This is a genomic window from Acinetobacter sp. yr461 (genome assembly GCF_900110445.1).
Classification (GTDB): Bacteria; Pseudomonadota; Gammaproteobacteria; order Pseudomonadales; family Moraxellaceae; genus Acinetobacter; species Acinetobacter calcoaceticus.
Map to the genome: position 1 here is coordinate 831077 of NZ_FODU01000001.1, position 17704 is coordinate 848780.

Annotated in this window: 21 protein-coding genes and 1 pseudogene; 3 read left to right on the top strand and 19 right to left on the bottom strand. The window is 38.1% G+C overall.

The window, feature by feature from the left end:
* Positions 1 to 25 precede the first annotated feature (25 nt).
* The 9 genes from BMW38_RS04025 to BMW38_RS04065 all read right to left on the bottom strand — a co-directional run bounded on the left by BMW38_RS04025 (position 26) and on the right by BMW38_RS04065 (position 10438).
* The gene (locus tag BMW38_RS04025) at positions 26 to 1666 is read right to left on the bottom strand and encodes an AMP-binding protein (protein WP_092705932.1); all 1641 of its coding nucleotides are present in this window, start codon (positions 1664 to 1666) and stop codon (positions 26 to 28) included.
* 68 nt (positions 1667 to 1734) lie between these two features.
* Positions 1735 to 3108 (bottom strand): long-chain fatty acid transporter, encoded by a 1374-nt coding sequence (locus BMW38_RS04030; RefSeq protein ID WP_092705934.1) that lies wholly within the window; start codon positions 3106 to 3108, stop codon positions 1735 to 1737.
* Positions 3109 to 3322: 214 nt separating this feature from the next.
* Positions 3323 to 5146 carry an acyl-CoA dehydrogenase gene (locus BMW38_RS04035; protein WP_092705936.1) on the bottom strand — a complete coding sequence of 608 codons (1824 nt, stop codon included), beginning with the start codon at positions 5144 to 5146 and terminating at the stop codon, positions 3323 to 3325.
* A 9-nt stretch (positions 5147 to 5155) separates the two neighbouring features.
* A complete protein-coding gene (locus BMW38_RS04040) occupies positions 5156 to 5617 on the bottom strand; it encodes a MaoC family dehydratase (RefSeq protein ID WP_092705938.1) in 462 nt (153 codons plus the stop codon).
* 2 nt (positions 5618 to 5619) lie between these two features.
* Positions 5620 to 6531: an SDR family NAD(P)-dependent oxidoreductase gene (locus BMW38_RS04045; protein ID WP_092705940.1), complete on the bottom strand. Its 912-nt coding sequence runs from the start codon at positions 6529 to 6531 to the stop codon at positions 5620 to 5622.
* 44 nt (positions 6532 to 6575) lie between these two features.
* Entirely contained in the window at positions 6576 to 7331 is a 756-nt protein-coding gene (locus BMW38_RS04050; RefSeq protein ID WP_092705942.1) for an SDR family NAD(P)-dependent oxidoreductase, read from the bottom strand.
* Between the two features lie 12 nt (positions 7332 to 7343).
* Positions 7344 to 8108 carry an SDR family oxidoreductase gene (locus tag BMW38_RS04055; RefSeq protein ID WP_092705944.1) on the bottom strand — a complete coding sequence of 255 codons (765 nt, stop codon included), beginning with the start codon at positions 8106 to 8108 and terminating at the stop codon, positions 7344 to 7346.
* Positions 8109 to 8123: 15 nt separating this feature from the next.
* Entirely contained in the window at positions 8124 to 9185 is a 1062-nt protein-coding gene (locus BMW38_RS04060) for a phosphotransferase family protein (RefSeq protein ID WP_092705946.1), read from the bottom strand.
* 2 nt (positions 9186 to 9187) lie between these two features.
* On the bottom strand, positions 9188 to 10438 hold the full coding sequence (locus BMW38_RS04065; RefSeq protein WP_092706140.1) for an acyl-CoA dehydrogenase family protein: 1251 nt from the start codon (positions 10436 to 10438) through the stop codon (positions 9188 to 9190).
* Between the two features lie 87 nt (positions 10439 to 10525).
* On the opposite strand from BMW38_RS04065, the gene BMW38_RS04070 reads away from it, so the two are divergent.
* Positions 10526 to 11461, top strand: a complete 936-nt coding sequence (locus tag BMW38_RS04070) for a LysR family transcriptional regulator (protein ID WP_092705948.1) — start codon at positions 10526 to 10528, stop codon at positions 11459 to 11461.
* A 163-nt stretch (positions 11462 to 11624) separates the two neighbouring features.
* Here the strand turns inward: BMW38_RS04070 and BMW38_RS04075 are convergent, their stop codons facing one another.
* The 5 genes from BMW38_RS04075 to BMW38_RS04095 all read right to left on the bottom strand — a co-directional run bounded on the left by BMW38_RS04075 (position 11625) and on the right by BMW38_RS04095 (position 14159).
* Positions 11625 to 11930 (bottom strand): energy transducer TonB family protein, encoded by a 306-nt coding sequence (locus BMW38_RS04075; protein ID WP_092705951.1) that lies wholly within the window; start codon positions 11928 to 11930, stop codon positions 11625 to 11627.
* Positions 11931 to 12135: 205 nt separating this feature from the next.
* Positions 12136 to 12372 carry a hypothetical protein gene (locus BMW38_RS04080; protein ID WP_045431740.1) on the bottom strand — a complete coding sequence of 79 codons (237 nt, stop codon included), beginning with the start codon at positions 12370 to 12372 and terminating at the stop codon, positions 12136 to 12138.
* A gap of 116 nt (positions 12373 to 12488) precedes the next feature.
* Positions 12489 to 13085: a glutathione S-transferase family protein gene (locus tag BMW38_RS04085; RefSeq protein ID WP_092705953.1), complete on the bottom strand. Its 597-nt coding sequence runs from the start codon at positions 13083 to 13085 to the stop codon at positions 12489 to 12491.
* 71 nt (positions 13086 to 13156) lie between these two features.
* Positions 13157 to 13576, bottom strand: coding sequence for a DoxX family protein (locus BMW38_RS04090; protein WP_092705955.1), 420 nt, complete (start codon positions 13574 to 13576; stop codon positions 13157 to 13159).
* Positions 13577 to 13592: 16 nt separating this feature from the next.
* On the bottom strand, positions 13593 to 14159 hold the full coding sequence (locus BMW38_RS04095) for an FMN-dependent NADH-azoreductase (protein WP_092705957.1): 567 nt from the start codon (positions 14157 to 14159) through the stop codon (positions 13593 to 13595).
* Positions 14160 to 14317: 158 nt separating this feature from the next.
* On the opposite strand from BMW38_RS04095, the gene BMW38_RS04100 reads away from it, so the two are divergent.
* Positions 14318 to 15235: a LysR substrate-binding domain-containing protein gene (locus BMW38_RS04100; protein ID WP_092705959.1), complete on the top strand. Its 918-nt coding sequence runs from the start codon at positions 14318 to 14320 to the stop codon at positions 15233 to 15235.
* Positions 15236 to 15254: 19 nt separating this feature from the next.
* Here the strand turns inward: BMW38_RS04100 and BMW38_RS04105 are convergent, their stop codons facing one another.
* From BMW38_RS04105 to BMW38_RS04110, 3 genes and pseudogenes are all read right to left on the bottom strand, one after another.
* Positions 15255 to 15956: an alpha/beta fold hydrolase gene (locus tag BMW38_RS04105; RefSeq protein ID WP_092705961.1), complete on the bottom strand. Its 702-nt coding sequence runs from the start codon at positions 15954 to 15956 to the stop codon at positions 15255 to 15257.
* Positions 15957 to 16005: 49 nt separating this feature from the next.
* A pseudogene (locus BMW38_RS19290) lies at positions 16006 to 16137 on the bottom strand (DUF2314 domain-containing protein); the annotation flags it as partial.
* A 30-nt stretch (positions 16138 to 16167) separates the two neighbouring features.
* Positions 16168 to 16377: a hypothetical protein gene (locus tag BMW38_RS04110; RefSeq protein ID WP_004642902.1), complete on the bottom strand. Its 210-nt coding sequence runs from the start codon at positions 16375 to 16377 to the stop codon at positions 16168 to 16170.
* A 352-nt stretch (positions 16378 to 16729) separates the two neighbouring features.
* Here BMW38_RS04110 and BMW38_RS19415 point away from each other — a divergent pair, with 352 nt between their 5' ends.
* On the top strand, positions 16730 to 16906 hold the full coding sequence (locus BMW38_RS19415; RefSeq protein WP_166645289.1) for a hypothetical protein: 177 nt from the start codon (positions 16730 to 16732) through the stop codon (positions 16904 to 16906).
* 277 nt (positions 16907 to 17183) lie between these two features.
* Here the strand turns inward: BMW38_RS19415 and BMW38_RS04115 are convergent, their stop codons facing one another.
* Entirely contained in the window at positions 17184 to 17414 is a 231-nt protein-coding gene (locus BMW38_RS04115; protein ID WP_005040408.1) for a hypothetical protein, read from the bottom strand.
* Positions 17415 to 17512: 98 nt separating this feature from the next.
* Positions 17513 to 17653 (bottom strand): hypothetical protein, encoded by a 141-nt coding sequence (locus BMW38_RS04120; RefSeq protein ID WP_092705963.1) that lies wholly within the window; start codon positions 17651 to 17653, stop codon positions 17513 to 17515.
* Positions 17654 to 17704: the final 51 nt, after the last annotated feature.

Here is a 17704-nt window from a genome sequence, read left to right on the forward strand (position 1 = left end):
TTAATTAAAAAATTAAAAATTCTTATTAAACCTTTAGTTCTTTTCTTAAAATTTTACCCACATTCGACTTGGGTAATTCATTAATAAATTGAATATAGCGTGGTTGTTTGTAGCCTGTCAGGTTTTCTTTTGCATAGGTCTGGATTTCTTCAACCGATAAAGAATCATCTTTTTTAACAATAAAGGCTTTAGGCACTTCACCCGATTTTTCATCTGCAATGCCAACCACGGCGACTTCCAAAATTTTTGGATGTTGAGCTAAAACTTCTTCAATTTCGTTTGGAAAAACATTAAAACCTGAAACTAAAATCATGTCTTTCTTACGGTCAATGATTTTGGTATAGCCTTTTTCATTCATGAAGCCAATATCACCGGTTCTAAAGAAACCATCATCCGTCATGACTGCTTTAGTTTCTTCAGGCAAATTCCAGTAACCTTTCATGACCTGCGGGCCACGAATTGCAATTTCTCCAGTTTCACCGGGTGCTAATTGATTACCTTCATCATCCAAAATAGCAATATCTGTACTCGGTACAGGAATACCGATCGTGCCACTAAACAGATTAGAGATTGGCGGGTTAAAGGTAGCAACTGGTGAGGTTTCTGATAAGCCATATCCTTCACGGATAATACGCCCAGTCAGTTTTTCCCATCCATCGGCCGTGGATTTCAAAATTGCCATACCGCCGCCTGTGGTAATTTCCAAACGGCTATGGTCCAATTGATTAAAGCCTTCATGATTAAGTAGCGCATTAAATAAAGTATTTACGGCAGGAAAAACTGTAGGGCGATATTTTTCAAAACAATGCACGAGAGCATCTAAATCACGAGGGTTTGGAACTAAAACAGTGGCATAACCTTTATTCATCGCGCTGTGCAGCAAACAGACAGTAAAACCAAAAATATGATAGAGCGGTAAAGCACAGATCGCTATTTCATCTTCAAAAGCATCTCGGTCACCAAAATAGCTTTTAAAAACCACGTTATTTTGTAATAAATTGGCGACAATATTTTTATGGGTTAGTTCCGCACCCTTTGATACACCTGTTGTTCCACCCGTATATTGCAAAAGCACAGTATCATCAAGAACAAGTTCAGGACGTATATAGTCTTGGGCATTTACCTTCAATAAGATTTGCTTAAAACTATAGTTTTTTGAATCTGATGTGTCTAATTTAGCAGCTTGTTCGACTAACATTTCAGTCATCGTGGTCGTAATAATCTGCTCAACCGACACCTGCTCTTTGACAGCCTCATAAACAGGTAAAAACTGTTCCAATATAAATAAGACTTTTGCACCTGCATCATTTAATTGATGCTTTAATTCACGTGCTGTATAGAGTGGATTAATATTGACCAGAATGTAACCTGCGCGAATCACGGCAAGTGAAATAATCGGATATTGAATAATATTGGGCATCATTACGGCAACACGTGTACCTTTTTCTACCCCTAAACTTTGCAAGAAGGTTGCTACTTTTCGGCTATATAAATCGATTTCAGCATAAGAAAAAGATTTGTCTGCAAATATAAAAGCATTTCTTTGCTGAAACTTATTAAAACTGTTGTCCCAAAAATCGAGAAGTGAAGTCTGTTCATCAGGCAATGTAATCGTACTTTCAATATTCCATTGCTTATATTCATCTAACCAGATCTGATTTGTCATCTTATCGTCCTTTATGATAGATAGGAATTTCGATTTTCTTCTGTGTCATCTATGTCATTATTATTAAGTTAAAATTTATAACCAATTTTCAAACCATAACCAATTGAATAGTTATTTTTATATTCACCGACATAATATTCACTGCCTGCCTGAGCACCAAGCTGGCCTTTGGCATCACCTAACCATAGATACTTCATTCCACCTGAAATAAAGTATTTTGCAGTTGGACTATATTGCGCACCAAGACCAACATTGTAATAACCTTTCGCTGGCCCGCCTGTGGACACACGTTCTCCTGCACCCGAATCCCATCCAATAGAAACTGAACCTGACCATTTATCACTCAGACGTTGACCAATTCCAAGATTGGCAGACCATTGATCGTCATAATAGCGAACCAAATTAAAACCATTTGGACGACTTGGTGTCGATAGAACCCCAACAACTTCTGAGATTTCGCCAAAACGATACGGTTCAAACTCAAAATCATTCCAGTGAACCCAACGCACGTTACCAAACAATAAAGTGCCTTTGCGTAATCCGGTCTGAAATTCCAAATTCACTGACTCAGGTGCTCTAAATTTAGTTGGACCTGAGGTTCCTGCATCTGGTAAGCCCGCCACAATATGATTGAGCGCTTCTTTACGTGATTCAGTGAGTTGCCCTATAGAAACCATATACGCCAAATGCTGATCAAGAAAATCACGACCTTGTTGCGTACTTAACATATCAACCATTGGTGCATTTTCATTGGCAGTCACTTCATGCATAATTTCTGAACGATAGGTTAATGAGGCTTTAATGGCTTTTTCGGGAATTTGATAAGCCAATCCTGCCGTCCATCCCCAATCGCCAACTTCTTTGGCTTCAAAGTCATAGCCATTATATAAACTGAAAACTTGACCTCTTAAGTTGACGTTGCTTTTAAAAGTCTGATAAACAAGGCCTGCATAAAAATTCCAGTTTTTATCAGGTTGATAGCCAAAAATCAGACTAAAATTTTGCATATCGAAATTCGATTTGCTGTTCCCTGTCACTACTTCTCTACCTGTCTTTTGGGCAAGTGTTGCAGAACTCATGCCTGGTACTAGCACCGTATCATTTGGTGTAGCAACAAAGCTGTTGTTTCCATAATATTCTGAGTCGGATGTAAATGGCTGATCATAAAGAAAGCCAAATGAAAACTGCGGGGCTAACTGTAATTTCAAAGCTGCACTGGGGCGATAATCAGAATTTGCAATATCAGAAATAGCATTACGCGTTGGGTTCGTACCCGCTTCTTGTCCTTCTAATGAAGTGTCTGAAACAGATAAACTTGCCTCAAAATAATTATCAGGTTGTAGAAATGCAGAAATTGATTGTCCTGTTCGATCAAATGCTGCTGCATAGAGTGGGCTCGTACAAAATGAAGCCATTACCATGACTAAAGTTTTCTTTTTCATCTTTTTAATCCGTCCTAGATTTTTTATTTTTACTTATTAGGGCGCTCTTATACCGAACGCCCGAAGTTTGTTTCTATATGGTGGTTTTTATTAAGCAACTTCAAATAGACTGGCTGATTCCACATCTCCCATTGATACCGTGACATAACACATCTTCAATAAACTTAGGTACTTCTCCTGACCATTCAACGGCGTGTTTAAGGAATGATTCTTACTAGAACCATTCTTCTGGCATAGTGAGTGGAGTTGTCTCTACCGGATCAAGCACTGCTAACCAACTTATAATTTTTGGCATTTCCCAACCAAAGAAATAATCACAAGCTGCAAGCTTCCCACGCAGAAAATCAGGGTCTGTTGAATTTGGCATGAGTTTATGAATGACTACGGCCTGATCAAGCCACAACCATCCCACCACAAGATGTCCAAAAGCTTCCAGATAATTAGCAGCATTTGCCAGTTGGAGTTCTACATCGGTTAAGGCATGTAATTTCTCTGTTACATTTTGGATGAGTTGCCACTTTTGAGCTAAGTGATCTGCATGATCTTTTAAAGAAGGCTCTGCTTTGGCTTGTGCAATCGTACTGATGATTTTTTCATGTAATAATTTCATCGACAGCCCATGATTAAGACGAGTTTTACGTCCTAATAAATCAAGTGCCTGAATGCCAAATGTTCCTTCATGGATTGGGTTAAGTCGATTGTCCCGATAAAACTGTTCAACGTTATATTCACGGGTATAACCGTAGCCACCATGAACTTGAATTGCTAAATCATTTGCCACAAGTCCCCATTCAGAAGACCAGCTTTTCACCACAGGCGTTAATAGATCAAGTAATTGATTGGCTTGATTGCGTTGCTCATCATCTTCTAATGATTGAATATCATCGGTTAATCTGGCTGCATATAGGCAGAGTGCCAACGCACCTGAGACATACGCTTTTTGTGCTAAGAGCATACGGCGAACATCTGCATGTTGAATGAGTGGGATCTGTGGAGAACTTGGATTACGTTCGCTACGAGAGCGACCTTGTAGTCGGTTTTTTGCATAATCTAAAGCATGCAGATAACCTGTATATCCCAATGCTGCCGCGCCAAGTCCAACTGAAATTCGGGCTTCATTCATCATATGAAACATATAGGCCAGCCCTTTACCAGCTTCGCCAACTAGTTCACCAATTGCGCCTGCTTCTCCTTCGGGTGTGAAACGACCTTCCCCAAAATTCAGCACGCAGTTAACTGTTCCCCGATAGCCCATTTTATGGTTAATCCCAGCCAGCACCACATCGTTGCGTTCACTTGGTTGTCCATTTTCATCGAGTAATTTACGCGGTACGGTAAACAGTGAAATGCCTTGCACACCTGCGGGTAATTGCCCATTTTCATCTGGAATTTTTGCCAAAACCAAATGAACAATATTGTCAGAGATATCGTGTTCGCCGCCTGAAATCCACATTTTGTTTCCAAACAAGCGATAACGACCATCTTTTGTTTTAATCGCACGTGTACGAATATCAGCCAGACTTGAACCTGCTTGTGGTTCAGATAAACACATTGTTCCGAAGCATTTACCTTCCATCATTGCATTGACATAGGGTTTCACTTTTTCAGGTTCACCATGGGCCATTAATAAATTTGCATTACCAATGGTTAAAAAGGCATAGCCTGCTGTTCCTGAATTGGCACCGAGTAGATATGCCATACCTGTACGCTCAATGGTATTTGGTAGGTTCATACCATTCCAATCTGATGGAAAAGCAGCACTCATCAAACCCGCATCAGCAAAGGCCTTAAGCGCGACTCCGACTTCAGGATTAACGGTCACACGCTCACCATCAAAAACAGGTTCGTTACTGTCATTTTTTTTATTATGAGGAGCAAATAAATCGGTTGCCAAAGCCTCGTAAACGTTTAAAACAGACGTATATTCAAAACGGTCCTGTCCTGCAAAAGAATTGCGTTGACTAAGTTCTTCGACTTTTAGCCAATCGAATAGCAAAAAATCTACATCACGGCGAGAGAGAATTAATTCATTGCTCATGGTTTATTCCTATACATTCACAAGTGTAAGCCACTCTGTAACAAGTGCCGGCTTGGCTTGGTTTTCAATTTCAATACTGACTTCCATGATCAGTTGATAAACGCCCTTATTTTTCTCGGAAACATTTTTTAAGTGAAAATGTCCGCGCACACGCTTACCGCTATGCACAGGGCTGATGAAACGCAAATTATTGATGCCATAATTCACAGCAGATTGCTGCCCTTGTACAGTCGGAATGACTTGGGCAGCCATGGCTGAAAGTAAAGATAGGGTTAAGAAACCATGCGCAATCGTGCCGCCAAAGGGAGTTTGACGCGCAGCTTCTTCATCCACATGAATAAATTGACGATCCAGTGTTACATCAGCAAAGGTATTGATCATGGTTTGCTCTATTGCAATCCAGTCCGAGCTACCGAGTGCCTTGCCTTGTAACTCAAAGAGTTGCTCGATGCTTAATGTATTTTTTGTCAAAATTATTCTCCTGCCATTAATGAAGCCTTTTTCAGCTCAAGCTCACCCTGAGCGCCTCCTCTGACAGGCACAAACTCATCTGTTCGGTCTGAAACATCAGCTAAACGTTGTGCTAAAACATGAGGAACTTGTTCATCTGTACCTAAATAAATTCCTTGCGTAAGGGTAATGTGGGCAGCTTCAAAACTACCTGCGCCAGCGCAAAGAATCATACGGGTGGGTGCATCTTCGCCAACTAAAGCCGCAATTGCCGGACTGACCGCGCTTGGTGCAAGAGCTTTGAGTGCGTCTTCGGGTAACAACCCTTCAAGCATACGAGTTGCTGCTGTTGGTGCTAGACAGTTCACTCGAACATTAGATTTTTCACCTTCTAAAGCAAGCGTCTGCATTAACCCAACCAAAGCCATTTTTGCAGCACTGTAGTTGGACTGCCCAAAATTGCCATACAAACCTGAGGATGAAGTGGTCATGACAATACGACCATATTTTTGCTCGCGCATGATATCCCATACAGCTTTAGTGCAATTTACGGCTCCCATGAGATGTACATCAATTACTGTACGGAAATCTTCTAAAGCCATCTTGCTAAAGGTTTTATCTCGGAGAATTCCAGCATTATTAACTAAAATATCTATGCGACCCCAGCGGGCAATAGTTTCATCTACCATCTGTTGAACTTGTTCAAAATCAGTGACTGAAGCACCATTTGCCATCGCCTCGCCACCCGCTGCAATAATTTCATCCACGACTTTTTGGGCCGCCATGGTTGAGCCGCCCTTTCCGTTTACATCACTACCCAGATCATTCACGACCACTTTTGCACCCAAACGAGCCAGTAATAGTGCATGTTCTCGCCCTAGACCAGCGCCAGCACCTGTAACAATAGCCACTCGATTGCTTAAATTAATTGTCATGATTTTTTCCTAAATAAATGAATAAGATGTATTTAATAAATGTTTTAATAAGCTGTCACGCCGCCATCAATTGCAATGGCTTGACCTGTGAGATATGAGTTTTCTTTGGCACACATCATCAGCATCATTGCCACCACTTCGCTTGGATGGCCAAGACGCTTCATTGGCGAGGCCTGCGCTAAAAAGTCTTGTTTCTCTTTGAGTTCACTGTCGACTACCATCGGGGTGGTTGTATAAAATGGACAAATTGCATTAACTCGAATGCCTTTATTTGCATATTCAATCGCTGCTGTTTTGGTTAATCCCACCACAGCATGCTTTGCCGCAGCATAGGCAGCCAATTTGGGAGCCGCGCCTAAACCTGCAACAGAAGCAACATTCAGAATAATGCCACCACCTTGTTGCAACATCTGACGAATTTGATGCTTCATTCCAAAGAACACACCTTTGGCATTGACGGCAAAACTCAAATCCAGATCTGCTTCATCGGTATCAATAAAGCTTTTCATAGGCGGACTCATACCTGCATTATTGATCCCGACATCGATTCTACCAAACTGAGTAACTGCACTTTGCACCAAAGCCTGTACATCTGCTTCACAGCTGACATCACACACTTGCGCAACGACCTCTACTCCTGCTTGGCGTAGCGGTTCAACTACAGTATTTAACCCTTCAATATTCAAGTCACCCAACACTAATTTTGCACCATACTTTGCCAGTCGCTCTGCCAGCAATGCACCAAATCCACTAGCCGCACCTGTGATTAAGACCACTTGACCTGAATAATGTTCGTACATTGCTATTCCTCCCTAAATAGTTAAACCACCATCAACCACAATACATTCACCATTGGTGTAACTCGCAGCATCGGACACCAGATAAAGTACCGTTCCCGCCATTTCACGTGGCTCTGCGTGACGGCGTAATGGAATTGAACTCATCCAGCTTGTATAAATATCTTCATTTTCAAATAGTGCCGATGCAAATTTGGTCTTTGTAAGACCTGGTAACAAAGCATTCACTCGAATACCCAATGGTCCACATTCTTTTGCAAATGCTTTGGTCATATTCACCACCGCAGCTTTGGTAATAGAATAAATACCTTGTTGGTCTCCGGGTTGTAGGGCATTTACAGATGCGGTATTCACAATTGCACCGCCGCCCTGTTCCTTCATTAATTTACCTGCCTCGACAGACATAAAGAAATATCCACGAATATTGACATCAACCGTTTTGTTATAGGCCCCAATATCAGTATCCAAAATATGCCCAAAATAAGGATTGGCAGCTGCATTGTTGACTAAAATATCTAAACGACCATGTTCTTTACGAATATATTCAAAAATTTCTGCAATATCTTCTAGTTTACCCACATGACAAGCGGCAGCTTCCGCTTTACCATTTGCTGCAATAATTTCATTAGCAACGCGTTGGCAATCTTCAACCTTGCGACTAGATACAATCACATGTGCGCCTTGTTCAGCTAAAAGTTTGGCAATTTCCTCACCAATACCACGACTAGCACCTGTAACTAAGGCTATTTTTCCAGTCAAATCGAATAAATTTGTAGCCATATCATTTCCTTATGTTCATGGATTTTGTGAAGTCAGTTGTAAACAACGCTCATATAAATTTTCGACAAAACTCCCAAAATTTTTAAAATCGGGATTTTGAGTTTCTTTATGGTAATAACGATAATAAATTTGCTGGAGAATAGCGGCTAAACGAAATAAGCCAAATACTTCGTAAAACGTCCAATTGTGGGTATGTAAACCTGTTTTTTGCAGATAATAGTCCACGACTTCCTGACGTAAAAACATGCCTTGTAAATAGGTTGGCTGACGACGCATAGATTTCAATATTGCGTTATCGTCATCTTGTACCCAATAAGCCAAAGCACATCCTAAATCCATAAGTGGATCGCCGAGCGTCGTCATTTCCCAATCCAACACCCCAATAATAGAGGTAGGTTGTTGACGATCTAAAATGAGGTTATCAAATCGCCAATCGTTATGAATGACACACGTTTTACTGTCTTGAGGGACATGCGCATGTAGCCATTGTCTTACCGCACTGAAATTTGGTACATCAGGCGTTAATGCTTTTTCATAACGCTTATCCCATCCTTCAACTTGGCGACGACAATAACCCTCGCCTTTACCTAGCATTTCTAAATCAGTGCCTTGATAAGGGAGTTGATGTAAGGCGATTAAAGAGTCCAGCATATTTGTACAGAGAACTTTGAGCTGATCTCTACTTAAACTTAGGTCTTGGGGCAGATCAGCCCGAAGAATTATGCCTTCGATACGTTCCATCACATAAAAATCACAACCAATGACGGTGTGATCTGTACACAATGCCACCATTTCTGGAACCATAGGATAAAGTGGCTTAAGTGCTTTTTGCACCCGATATTCCCGCACCATATCATGAGCAGATTTTGCTTTTGTGCCTGATGGTGGGCGACGTAAAATCAAATCGTGATTATCGGATTCAATCCGATAAGTCCAATTAGAGGCCCCACCCGAATATTGAGTTATTTTTGGTGTACCTTTTAAACAAATACCTTGTTGAAACAGCCAGTCTTGTATAGCAGTTATGTTGAGTTCTTCACCCTGACGTACCTGACCACCAACATCAATCACAGACATGGTTATTTCCCCTCTGCTCGATGGTGGCTATATCCCCGCTTTTTTAACTCGATTTTACTAATAACACGTTTATGAACTTCATCTGGACCATCCGCTAAACGTAAAGTTCGCGCAAGAGCAAAAAAACGAACCAACGGCGTATCATTTGATATTCCCATTCCACCATGAATTTGAATCGCCATGTCCATGACTTGTTGCATCACATTGGGTGCGACTACTTTAATGGCTGAAATTTCAGTCATAGCTGCAACATTTCCAACGGTATCCATTTTCCAAGCTGCATACAAAGTCAATAATCGAGCTTGATCAATCGCAATTCGGGCATCTGCAATACGCTCTTTATTGCCGCCTAATTCTAAAATTGGCTGACCAAATGCCGTACGACTCATACCACGATCAATTGCCAATTCTAAAGCACGTTCCGACGCCCCCACACAGCGCATACAATGGTGTATCCGCCCTGGCCCTAAACGCCCTTGTGCAATTACAAAGCCTTGTCCAGCTTCGCTAATGAAATTACTCACGGGTACACGTACATTATTAAAACTGATTTCGCCGTGACCATGGGGTGCCTCAGTTTCATTAAAAACTGGAAGCATTCTTTCAATCTTGATTCCAGCCGTATCGATAGGTACTAAAACCATCGAATGCTGTTGGTGTTGACCTTTATTTTCATCAGGTGTGCGTGCCATCACAATCAATATTTTAGCATTCGGATCACCTAAACCTGATGACCACCATTTTCGACCATTGAGAACGATTTCATCACCCTCAATAACCGCGGTAGTTTGCATATTGGTGGCATCACTTGATGCAACTTCAGGCTCGGTCATACAAAAAACTGAACGAATTTCACCTTTTAATAATGGTGCTAACCATTGTTTTTTCTGCTCTTCATTCCCATAACGCCATAAAACTTCCATATTGCCAGTATCTGGAGCATTACAGTTAAAAACGGTTGGGGCTAAAAAACTACGACCCGTTTGTTCTGCGATATGAGCATATTCTTGAATATTCAGACCCGCACCTAATGTGTCATCAGGTAAGAACATATTCCACAAACCAGCTTCCTTTGCCTTATTTTTTAATGTTTCCAAAGCGGTCGGCCATTTCCATGTGGTCCAATCATCGTGGTCGCAAGTCCGTCGAACCTCAGCCCAAAACTCATCTTCAATAGGCTCAATTTCAGTTGCCATGAATTGCTTAACTTTTTCTAAATATTGTTTGCCACGAGCGCTAAGTTCAAAATTCACAGTTTTAATCACTCTATTTGTTATGCTATTTCCTGACCATACCTAACTTGTTACAATGAATAAAATGAATTGTTTGAATAACAAACCATGAATGAAATGAATAATAATGTCGCCTCTCTCGCTCGTATTGACCTCAATCTATTTCGGGTGTTTGTCACAATTTATAAAGAAAAAAATCTAACACGTGCGAGTGAACAGCTATTTCTTAGCCAACCTGCTGTTAGCCATGCTCTAGCTCGTTTACGCGATCATTTTAATGACCCACTATTTATTCGAGATGGGCATGGCGTTGTTCCATCGCCTTTAGCCAAAAGGTTATGGCCTAAAATTGAACAGTCATTGCAACTTATGCATCAAGCAATTCAAAGCACGCATGACTTTGTGCCAGCACGAGATTTAAAGCATCTCACAATCGCTATGACTGATGAGTATGAAGGGATTTTTTTGCCTTCTATTATTCAACACTTAACTCAATTTAATCCTAATTTGCAGTTAAATAGCGTACGCATTGATCGTAAGAACTTAAGGTATGAGCTGTCTACGGGTAAAATCGATTTTGCAATTGATGTTCAACATTCCGTTGAAGATAGTATTGGTTATGAATGCTGTAATAAAGACCAGTTTGTGGTAATAAGCCGCAAGCAGCATCCATTATTATCATCTACGGACCTAACAAAAGAAATTTATTTAGATGCCAAACACATTACTGTATCCTCTCGCCCCACAGGTCGTGTCTTTGAAGATTTCTTCTTATCTAAACTAGGTATCAAAAGAACTATTAGCTTTCGCTGCCAACAATATGAAACGGCAATCCGATTAATTACACAAACGGACCATTTACTCACGATTCCTCAATGCCAAATTGCTTATTTTAAAGATAATTATCCTCAAATTAAGGTGCATCCACTACCCATTGATATAGCTGGATACCAAATGAACTTATATTGGGATCAACAAAAGTCCCATGAACACCAAATAGCGTGGTGTAAGACACAACTATTGCAGATTATTAGCAATTTATAGAAGAGTTTCACAACTAATTCAGAAGGCTAATTAAGCTCAGCATTTTATTTATGCCTGATGCATTACTTAATTATCTGTAAGGGTAAAAATCACAAGATTATTTAAAAAATTTTATGGAAATGCTTGAGAAGCGAGTCATGTCTTCTGATAAAACAAAAATGCTTTAATTCTGTTTAATTTCAGTATCGCTAAGTTCAATTGTAAATGGTTGCGTTAGATACATGCGGTCTATATTTTTATTGGTTATTGGCTTGAACTGGGCTTCCTTTACAGCCTTAAGTATTTTCTCATCTAAATGTTTAAATCCACTGCTTTTTTTTAAATACTCCTCATGCCGCCCGTCTTTATAAAGCTCAATCAAAACTTCAGCATAGGCATATTTCGGTTCAGGATTTAAATCCTTTTTATCTTCAGCAAAAACAATGGTATTTGAGAGGGCAAAAACCAAAAATAATAAAATAGCTTTCATAATATGTGATTTTCTTTATTCGTCAAAGTTATACCTTACAAGCTTAACATCATTTATAAGTAGTAATAAAATAGACTTATAAGATCAACTATTTAAACTTAACAGTCATTTCTCTAATGCATATTTAAGATCATCTGGCGTTTCCAAATTGCTTTGGAGAATAAATTTCACCCAATAAAAAGAGCACCTAAGTGCTCTCTAGTTCTCATTGATTTTTGGATAAGGCAAAATTTATTGCCCTGTCATATGCGTGTTCTTGTAGCTCAGTATATACATAGAAATCCTGTTCTGCCTTGGTAACAGGATTAATGAGTTTCATTGGTTCATAACTATGAGTATTTAAATCATTGGGATCAACATCAAATGCTTCTAATTGCTGCTCTCTCCACTCGCCACTTAGAACACCACCCACACAAAGCCATTTTGTTGAATTGTCTGACATATATAATCCTTATTATTGGAGGTGCTTTTATACCATATCACGACGACCTTTAAGTCAGTTTAATTTTTCATCCCATCAAAAGATAAAGCCCCGTGTTTAGGAGATAGCTAGGTTTTTTAGTTCATCTTGGCGACTAAATTTATTGAATCTCTTTTTTCTAATTCACTCTTTAACTTTAAGATTTCAGGCCCCTTATTCAAATTTAGAGAGAAATAGTCACACCAATGTAACATTACATAGAAATAGAAATCTGCAATTGAAATTTCACTACCCATCAAAAACTGATATGAATGAAGTCTACTCTCTATGTAATCAAAGCTTCTTTCTAATTTTTGTTTAGATACTTCAATCCAAGAATCAATCTTTTCATTGTAGAAAAAAGCAGAAAAGTTCTTATGAATATCCATACTAATAAATGATAAAAGACTCATCATTTCATAACGCTCAAAAGAACCAACTTTGGGAATTAGATTCTTCTCTGGAACCAAATCAGCTAAGTAAGTCAGTATAGTGGTAACTTCAGTTAGAACTTTACCATTATCAAGCCCAAGTGCTGGAACTGCCCCTTTAGGGTTAATCTTTAGATAATCCAGCCCAGATCCAGTCACTTTTGTTGATAAATCTACAAACTCTGTATCAAATACTTGCCCAGTTTCTTTTAAAGCAATATGAATCGCCATTGAACAGGCATGTGGATAAAAAAATAATTTCATTGATGATATCCATAATTTAAATAGAAAAAATAAAGGTAAAAATACAAATCTGCATTTCTACCTTTTTGAAATTATTTAAGTTTCTTATCTACACTGAGGCCACCTGCTCCAAAAATAACAAGTGCCAAAAGACCTCCCGCCATTGAAATGTTTTTCATAAACATAATTTGGCTGTTCATATCAGAACCACTGTGAAATAGCACTGCTGCCACTAACGAGAAACCAAATAATAGGAATGCTGCAAGTCGGGTTTGGAAACCAATCAATACAAGAAAGCCTCCTCCAAATTCAACAAGAATAGCGAATGGTAATAATGCGGATGAGACTCCTATAGACTCCATATACCCTGCATTACTTGAGTATTGAAATATCTTTCCTAGTCCAGATAAGATAAAAATTACAGATATCATTACCCGCATTAGAAGTGATGCAAATGGAAATATCCTCGGATGTTGGATAACTTTTTCAATTGCATTATTAATTTTAGTCATGGTTATTCCCTCAGTTCTAAGCAGAAACAGCAAACATTTCTGGAATACCATTAATTGTTTGGCTAATTGATTGAGAACGAGTTGGAAAAGCCATTCCTTCTGCACGTACTACAAAAACATCTTGGACACCTAAGAAGTTAAAAATATCTTTTAGATAGGATTCTTGATGATCCATAGGGAATTGGTCGCCATAGGCACTACCGCGAGCACTGACAATAATAACTTTCTTACCTGAAACTAAGCCTTGCGGTCCATTTTCTGTATATCTGAAAGTTCGACCCGCAATTAAGATTCGGTCAATCCATGCTTTCAATGTGGTAGGGATACTCAAGTTATACATTGGCGCACCTAGTACAAAAACATCCGTTTCCTCAAATTGTTGAAGGATACGTTCATCAACTTGTGCTTCGGCACTCAAGTTATCAAAATGTTTGGCAAAATGTGGAAGTGGATCTGCATGTAAATCTCGATACGTCACTTCTAAAGGACCATGTTTTTTTAACTCTTGAACAACCGCATGACCAATTTCTCTGGTGGCAGAGTATTCACCGAGTGCGCTCGAGTCTAAATGTAATAATTTCATTTCATACCTATTAGGTTTTTAGTCGTGAAATGAGTTTATGTGTTTTAGATTTGCAACTTAAGATCCATAACTGGGAACATATGTTGCAGAAAATGCAACCAACAATCATACAGATCGAAGTAAAATAAATTATTAGCTCTTAAGGTTAAAAATCACCTATGAAAGATTTGAATGACTTATATATTTTTGCTTTGATTGTTGAACATGGCGGTCTAAGCAAAGTAGAACAAAAAACAGGAATATCTAAATCAAAATTAAGTCGCAGACTTTCAACTTTAGAGAAAAATTTAAACGTTAAATTATTACAACGAGACTCAAGACAAATTAAGCTTACGGCAATTGGGGAACAGATTTATCAATATGTGCAATCTATGCTTTTAGAGGCACAAACTGTCTATGATCTAATAGATCAGCTGCGCGGTGAACCTATTGGAGCGATTACTGTAAGTGTTCCAATAGATGTTGCGGAAAGGATAATGCCTCTTATTCTGCCTGAATTTATGGATAGATATCCCAAAGTAGAAATCAAATTTATTGTGACTAACAAGAGAGTCGATATCCTTAAAGAGTCTGTTGATATAGGTATACGTATTCGACAGAATTTAGATAGTGACCATAATTTGGTTATGAGACATCTTGGCTATACACAGTCAGTGTTGGTTGCTAGCCCCAACTATCTTAATCAGTATGGCACACCTACGCATCCGAGTGAATTAACTAAACATAAGTTGTTAAGTAATATCGAAAATGAAAATCAAACTTGGTTCTTTAGTAATCAAGTTATTAATGAGAACTTAAGTTTACCTATAAAACCATTTATCAAAGCTGCAAGCTTAACCCTGCTGAATTGTCTAGCAACTGATGGAAAAGGTATCGCCCTACTGCCTTTATTAAAGTGCAAAAGTTTAATATTAGAAAAGAAACTGATTGTAGTTTTACCTGAATGGGAACTTCCAACTGGAAATTTTCATTTAATCTTTCCATCTAGAAGTGGTGCTTTGCCAGCATCAAAGGTCTTCCTTGATTTTTTGATAGAAAAAATTCCCCTACTGTTAAAAGAAATGCAGGATATTTAATCTTTTTATACTAAATCTGTCATAAATTTTTCTCAATTAACCAGTTCGAAATCACTGAGGCCAATGCCTGAGGTTGTTCAATTGGAATCATGTGGCCAGTATTATTAATTATCTCAAGCTTTGCATGTGGCAACTGATCTAATAATTCAGTTGCTTCCTCATTACTACGCAGTTGGTCGTCAGCACCAGAAATAATTAGAGTTGGGCATGTTATCTTACTCATATCATAAGAGCTTCTATCTAACATAGATTGTTTAATGAACTCTTCATAACCTAATGTTTTACCCATCTCTTGGATTCTTTTTACAAGAGTTCGATTTTGAGCATTTGATGGATGCAGGGTTTTCTCAATCGATAGCGAGCTCAGCCCACGAAAAGTTTGTTTAGAATTAAGTCTAATTGCGGTTAACTTTTGATTTTTCTGCTCCTCACTATCAGAGCGTAGTGAAGAAGCTATTAAAATTAATGCCTTAACCTTCTCAGGAAATTGCTCTACTAGAGATCTGGCAATATAACCTCCAAGTGAAAATCCAATCAGTACAAAGTTTTCTGGTACTTTTTTAACAATATTTTGAGCAATTTCTTTTATTGTATTTCCTTCTTTTAAATTGGCTCGAAATATATCCCACTCCATAGGCATCTCATTTACGAATTCATTCCAGAGAGATTCATCAAGCATATAACCAGGAATTAAAACGACCGAAAGTGGCTCTCTATTCATAAATTTATAACACCTTAATAAAATGAATGCCCTAATGAAGATGAAAATTTCCATTAGATAAAAACATCAAATCAACTATAGACTCAAATTGAAGCCTTATGGTTTCACCCGCTTGCACATTATCAATGATATAAGGTTCGTTTAACAAAGTTCATGAAATTGTACTCCCATCAAAATCAACTATTAAAAAACCCACTGAAGTGGGTCATGTTTACTCTATATAATAGCTGTTGCCATCGGAACTGTAGAAAACCAAATTTGAAGTAGGGTAAATAAATTCACCTTTTAACAAAATATATTCAACTTTGGGTCTCTGAACTCTAGATGAATGATTGATTTTATTAGTGTTTACTTCTGTATAATTTGCCTGTGCTCTTTTTTCTTTACCTTGGAAATCAATAATTGTAATGTCTTTTAGCATTCATATGCTCCAATTTAATCATGCATATTATGCCTAACGATATTTTTATACTATCAATATTTTGTAGGCAACTAGATTGAATTAATTTTAAAACTTTATTAATCCACTATTTTGAAATCATTTATATATGTGTGCTTTATGTACCCCTACTTGAAATTCGGATGACGTAATTTCAAAATTTAAAGGATAAGACTCAACAGGTTATATATAATTGATTTTATTTATGAAATAAGTCGTCGAGATAAAGATCTTTTCTAGGACATATCAACACATATAAGTCTTAAAACTACCGCAATGTAAAGGCTTTTAAAGCGTACTATGAACTCTCCCTAGTGAAGATAAGAAGATAAAAATGTCAGGTTTTAAAAGTTTTTCTCAGAATACAACAAACAACACTAATATCATCAAAGCTCAAATGAACAAGCATTCTTCAGCAACACCACCTACTGAAACTCAGCCTTCACAAGTTCCTGGCACCGTAAAAGATCTGCCTGAGAATAATGAACAACCTGATCCTAATAACAAATAATTTCTTATTAACAGTGCTTTGGACGTTGTTTTGAGGCTCTGCTACTATAAAGAATAAATTAGTGCACTGATTTATTATAATATTAACTACTTTTATCAATTTGATTTGTTTAGTTATTTAAGAAATTACAGCCATTCATTCCAGAAAATTGATATGACTAGTCTCTCAGATATGAGGGGCTTTTTTAATTGTTTTTTTCACTTAACCAGTATTTAGCCGACCACCCTAGATAGATTAAGCCCACCAAAATTGGCGGGCTTATTTTTTAATATCTGAATTATGAAAGGTATGGATGTTTTTGCGCCAAGTAATCATTCGCTATCTTTGTTGTCTCAGCATAGGTCAACTCAGCACACAGCCAAAAGCGATAAGTGTTTTCACCAATAATGTAACTTTGACGATTGTAAGTAGATTCCTTACTTGTATCTATTTCACTAGCCTTAAAGAACGTTCCTTCACGGTTATTTACAACTTCGCCGTCTAAATCACCACCAATACAAATGAACATTATAAGAAACCGTAAATTTATGAATTTCAGCTTAACACATAAAGTAAAAAGCCCACCTTACGATGAGCTTTTTATTTAATTAAGATTATTAATAAGTATTAGTCTTTAAATTCTGCTAATACAAATTTTTTAACGATTTCATCAAAATTTGGTTTTCGAAGAGTTAGCTTGCTATTTTTTATAGTTTTATACCAATAACTCGCTGCAACTCCCATGCTAATCAAAGCTAACAATTTCATTGCTCACCTCACTTATGGGGAAGAGTAGAATTTAAATTAACATTCACGTTT

Excerpts from the sequence above, each read along its gene's own strand:
- BMW38_RS04060 (WP_092705946.1), bottom strand. The coding sequence starts at position 9,185 with ATGTCTGTGATTGATGTTGGTGGTCAGGTACGTCAGGGTGAAGAACTC.
- BMW38_RS04030 (WP_092705934.1), bottom strand. The coding sequence starts at position 3,108 with ATGAAAAAGAAAACTTTAGTCATGGTAATGGCTTCATTTTGTACGAGC.
- BMW38_RS04090 (WP_092705955.1), bottom strand. The coding sequence starts at position 13,576 with ATGACTAAAATTAATAATGCAATTGAAAAAGTTATCCAACATCCGAGG.
- BMW38_RS04115 (WP_005040408.1), bottom strand. The coding sequence starts at position 17,414 with ATGTTCATTTGTATTGGTGGTGATTTAGACGGCGAAGTTGTAAATAAC.
- BMW38_RS04110 (WP_004642902.1), bottom strand. The coding sequence starts at position 16,377 with ATGCTAAAAGACATTACAATTATTGATTTCCAAGGTAAAGAAAAAAGA.
- BMW38_RS04050 (WP_092705942.1), bottom strand. The coding sequence starts at position 7,331 with ATGTACGAACATTATTCAGGTCAAGTGGTCTTAATCACAGGTGCGGCT.
- BMW38_RS04120 (WP_092705963.1), bottom strand. The coding sequence starts at position 17,653 with ATGAAATTGTTAGCTTTGATTAGCATGGGAGTTGCAGCGAGTTATTGG.
- BMW38_RS04045 (WP_092705940.1), bottom strand. The coding sequence starts at position 6,531 with ATGACAATTAATTTAAGCAATCGAGTGGCTATTGTTACAGGTGCTGGC.
- BMW38_RS04035 (WP_092705936.1), bottom strand. The coding sequence starts at position 5,146 with ATGAGCAATGAATTAATTCTCTCTCGCCGTGATGTAGATTTTTTGCTA.
- BMW38_RS19415 (WP_166645289.1), top strand. The coding sequence starts at position 16,730 with ATGTCAGGTTTTAAAAGTTTTTCTCAGAATACAACAAACAACACTAAT.
- BMW38_RS04025 (WP_092705932.1), bottom strand. The coding sequence starts at position 1,666 with ATGACAAATCAGATCTGGTTAGATGAATATAAGCAATGGAATATTGAA.
- BMW38_RS04095 (WP_092705957.1), bottom strand. The coding sequence starts at position 14,159 with ATGAAATTATTACATTTAGACTCGAGCGCACTCGGTGAATACTCTGCC.
- BMW38_RS04100 (WP_092705959.1), top strand. The coding sequence starts at position 14,318 with ATGAAAGATTTGAATGACTTATATATTTTTGCTTTGATTGTTGAACAT.
- BMW38_RS04105 (WP_092705961.1), bottom strand. The coding sequence starts at position 15,956 with ATGAATAGAGAGCCACTTTCGGTCGTTTTAATTCCTGGTTATATGCTT.
- BMW38_RS04055 (WP_092705944.1), bottom strand. The coding sequence starts at position 8,108 with ATGGCTACAAATTTATTCGATTTGACTGGAAAAATAGCCTTAGTTACA.
- BMW38_RS04085 (WP_092705953.1), bottom strand. The coding sequence starts at position 13,085 with ATGAAATTATTTTTTTATCCACATGCCTGTTCAATGGCGATTCATATT.
- BMW38_RS04080 (WP_045431740.1), bottom strand. The coding sequence starts at position 12,372 with ATGTCAGACAATTCAACAAAATGGCTTTGTGTGGGTGGTGTTCTAAGT.
- BMW38_RS04075 (WP_092705951.1), bottom strand. The coding sequence starts at position 11,930 with ATGAAAGCTATTTTATTATTTTTGGTTTTTGCCCTCTCAAATACCATT.
- BMW38_RS04070 (WP_092705948.1), top strand. The coding sequence starts at position 10,526 with ATGAATGAAATGAATAATAATGTCGCCTCTCTCGCTCGTATTGACCTC.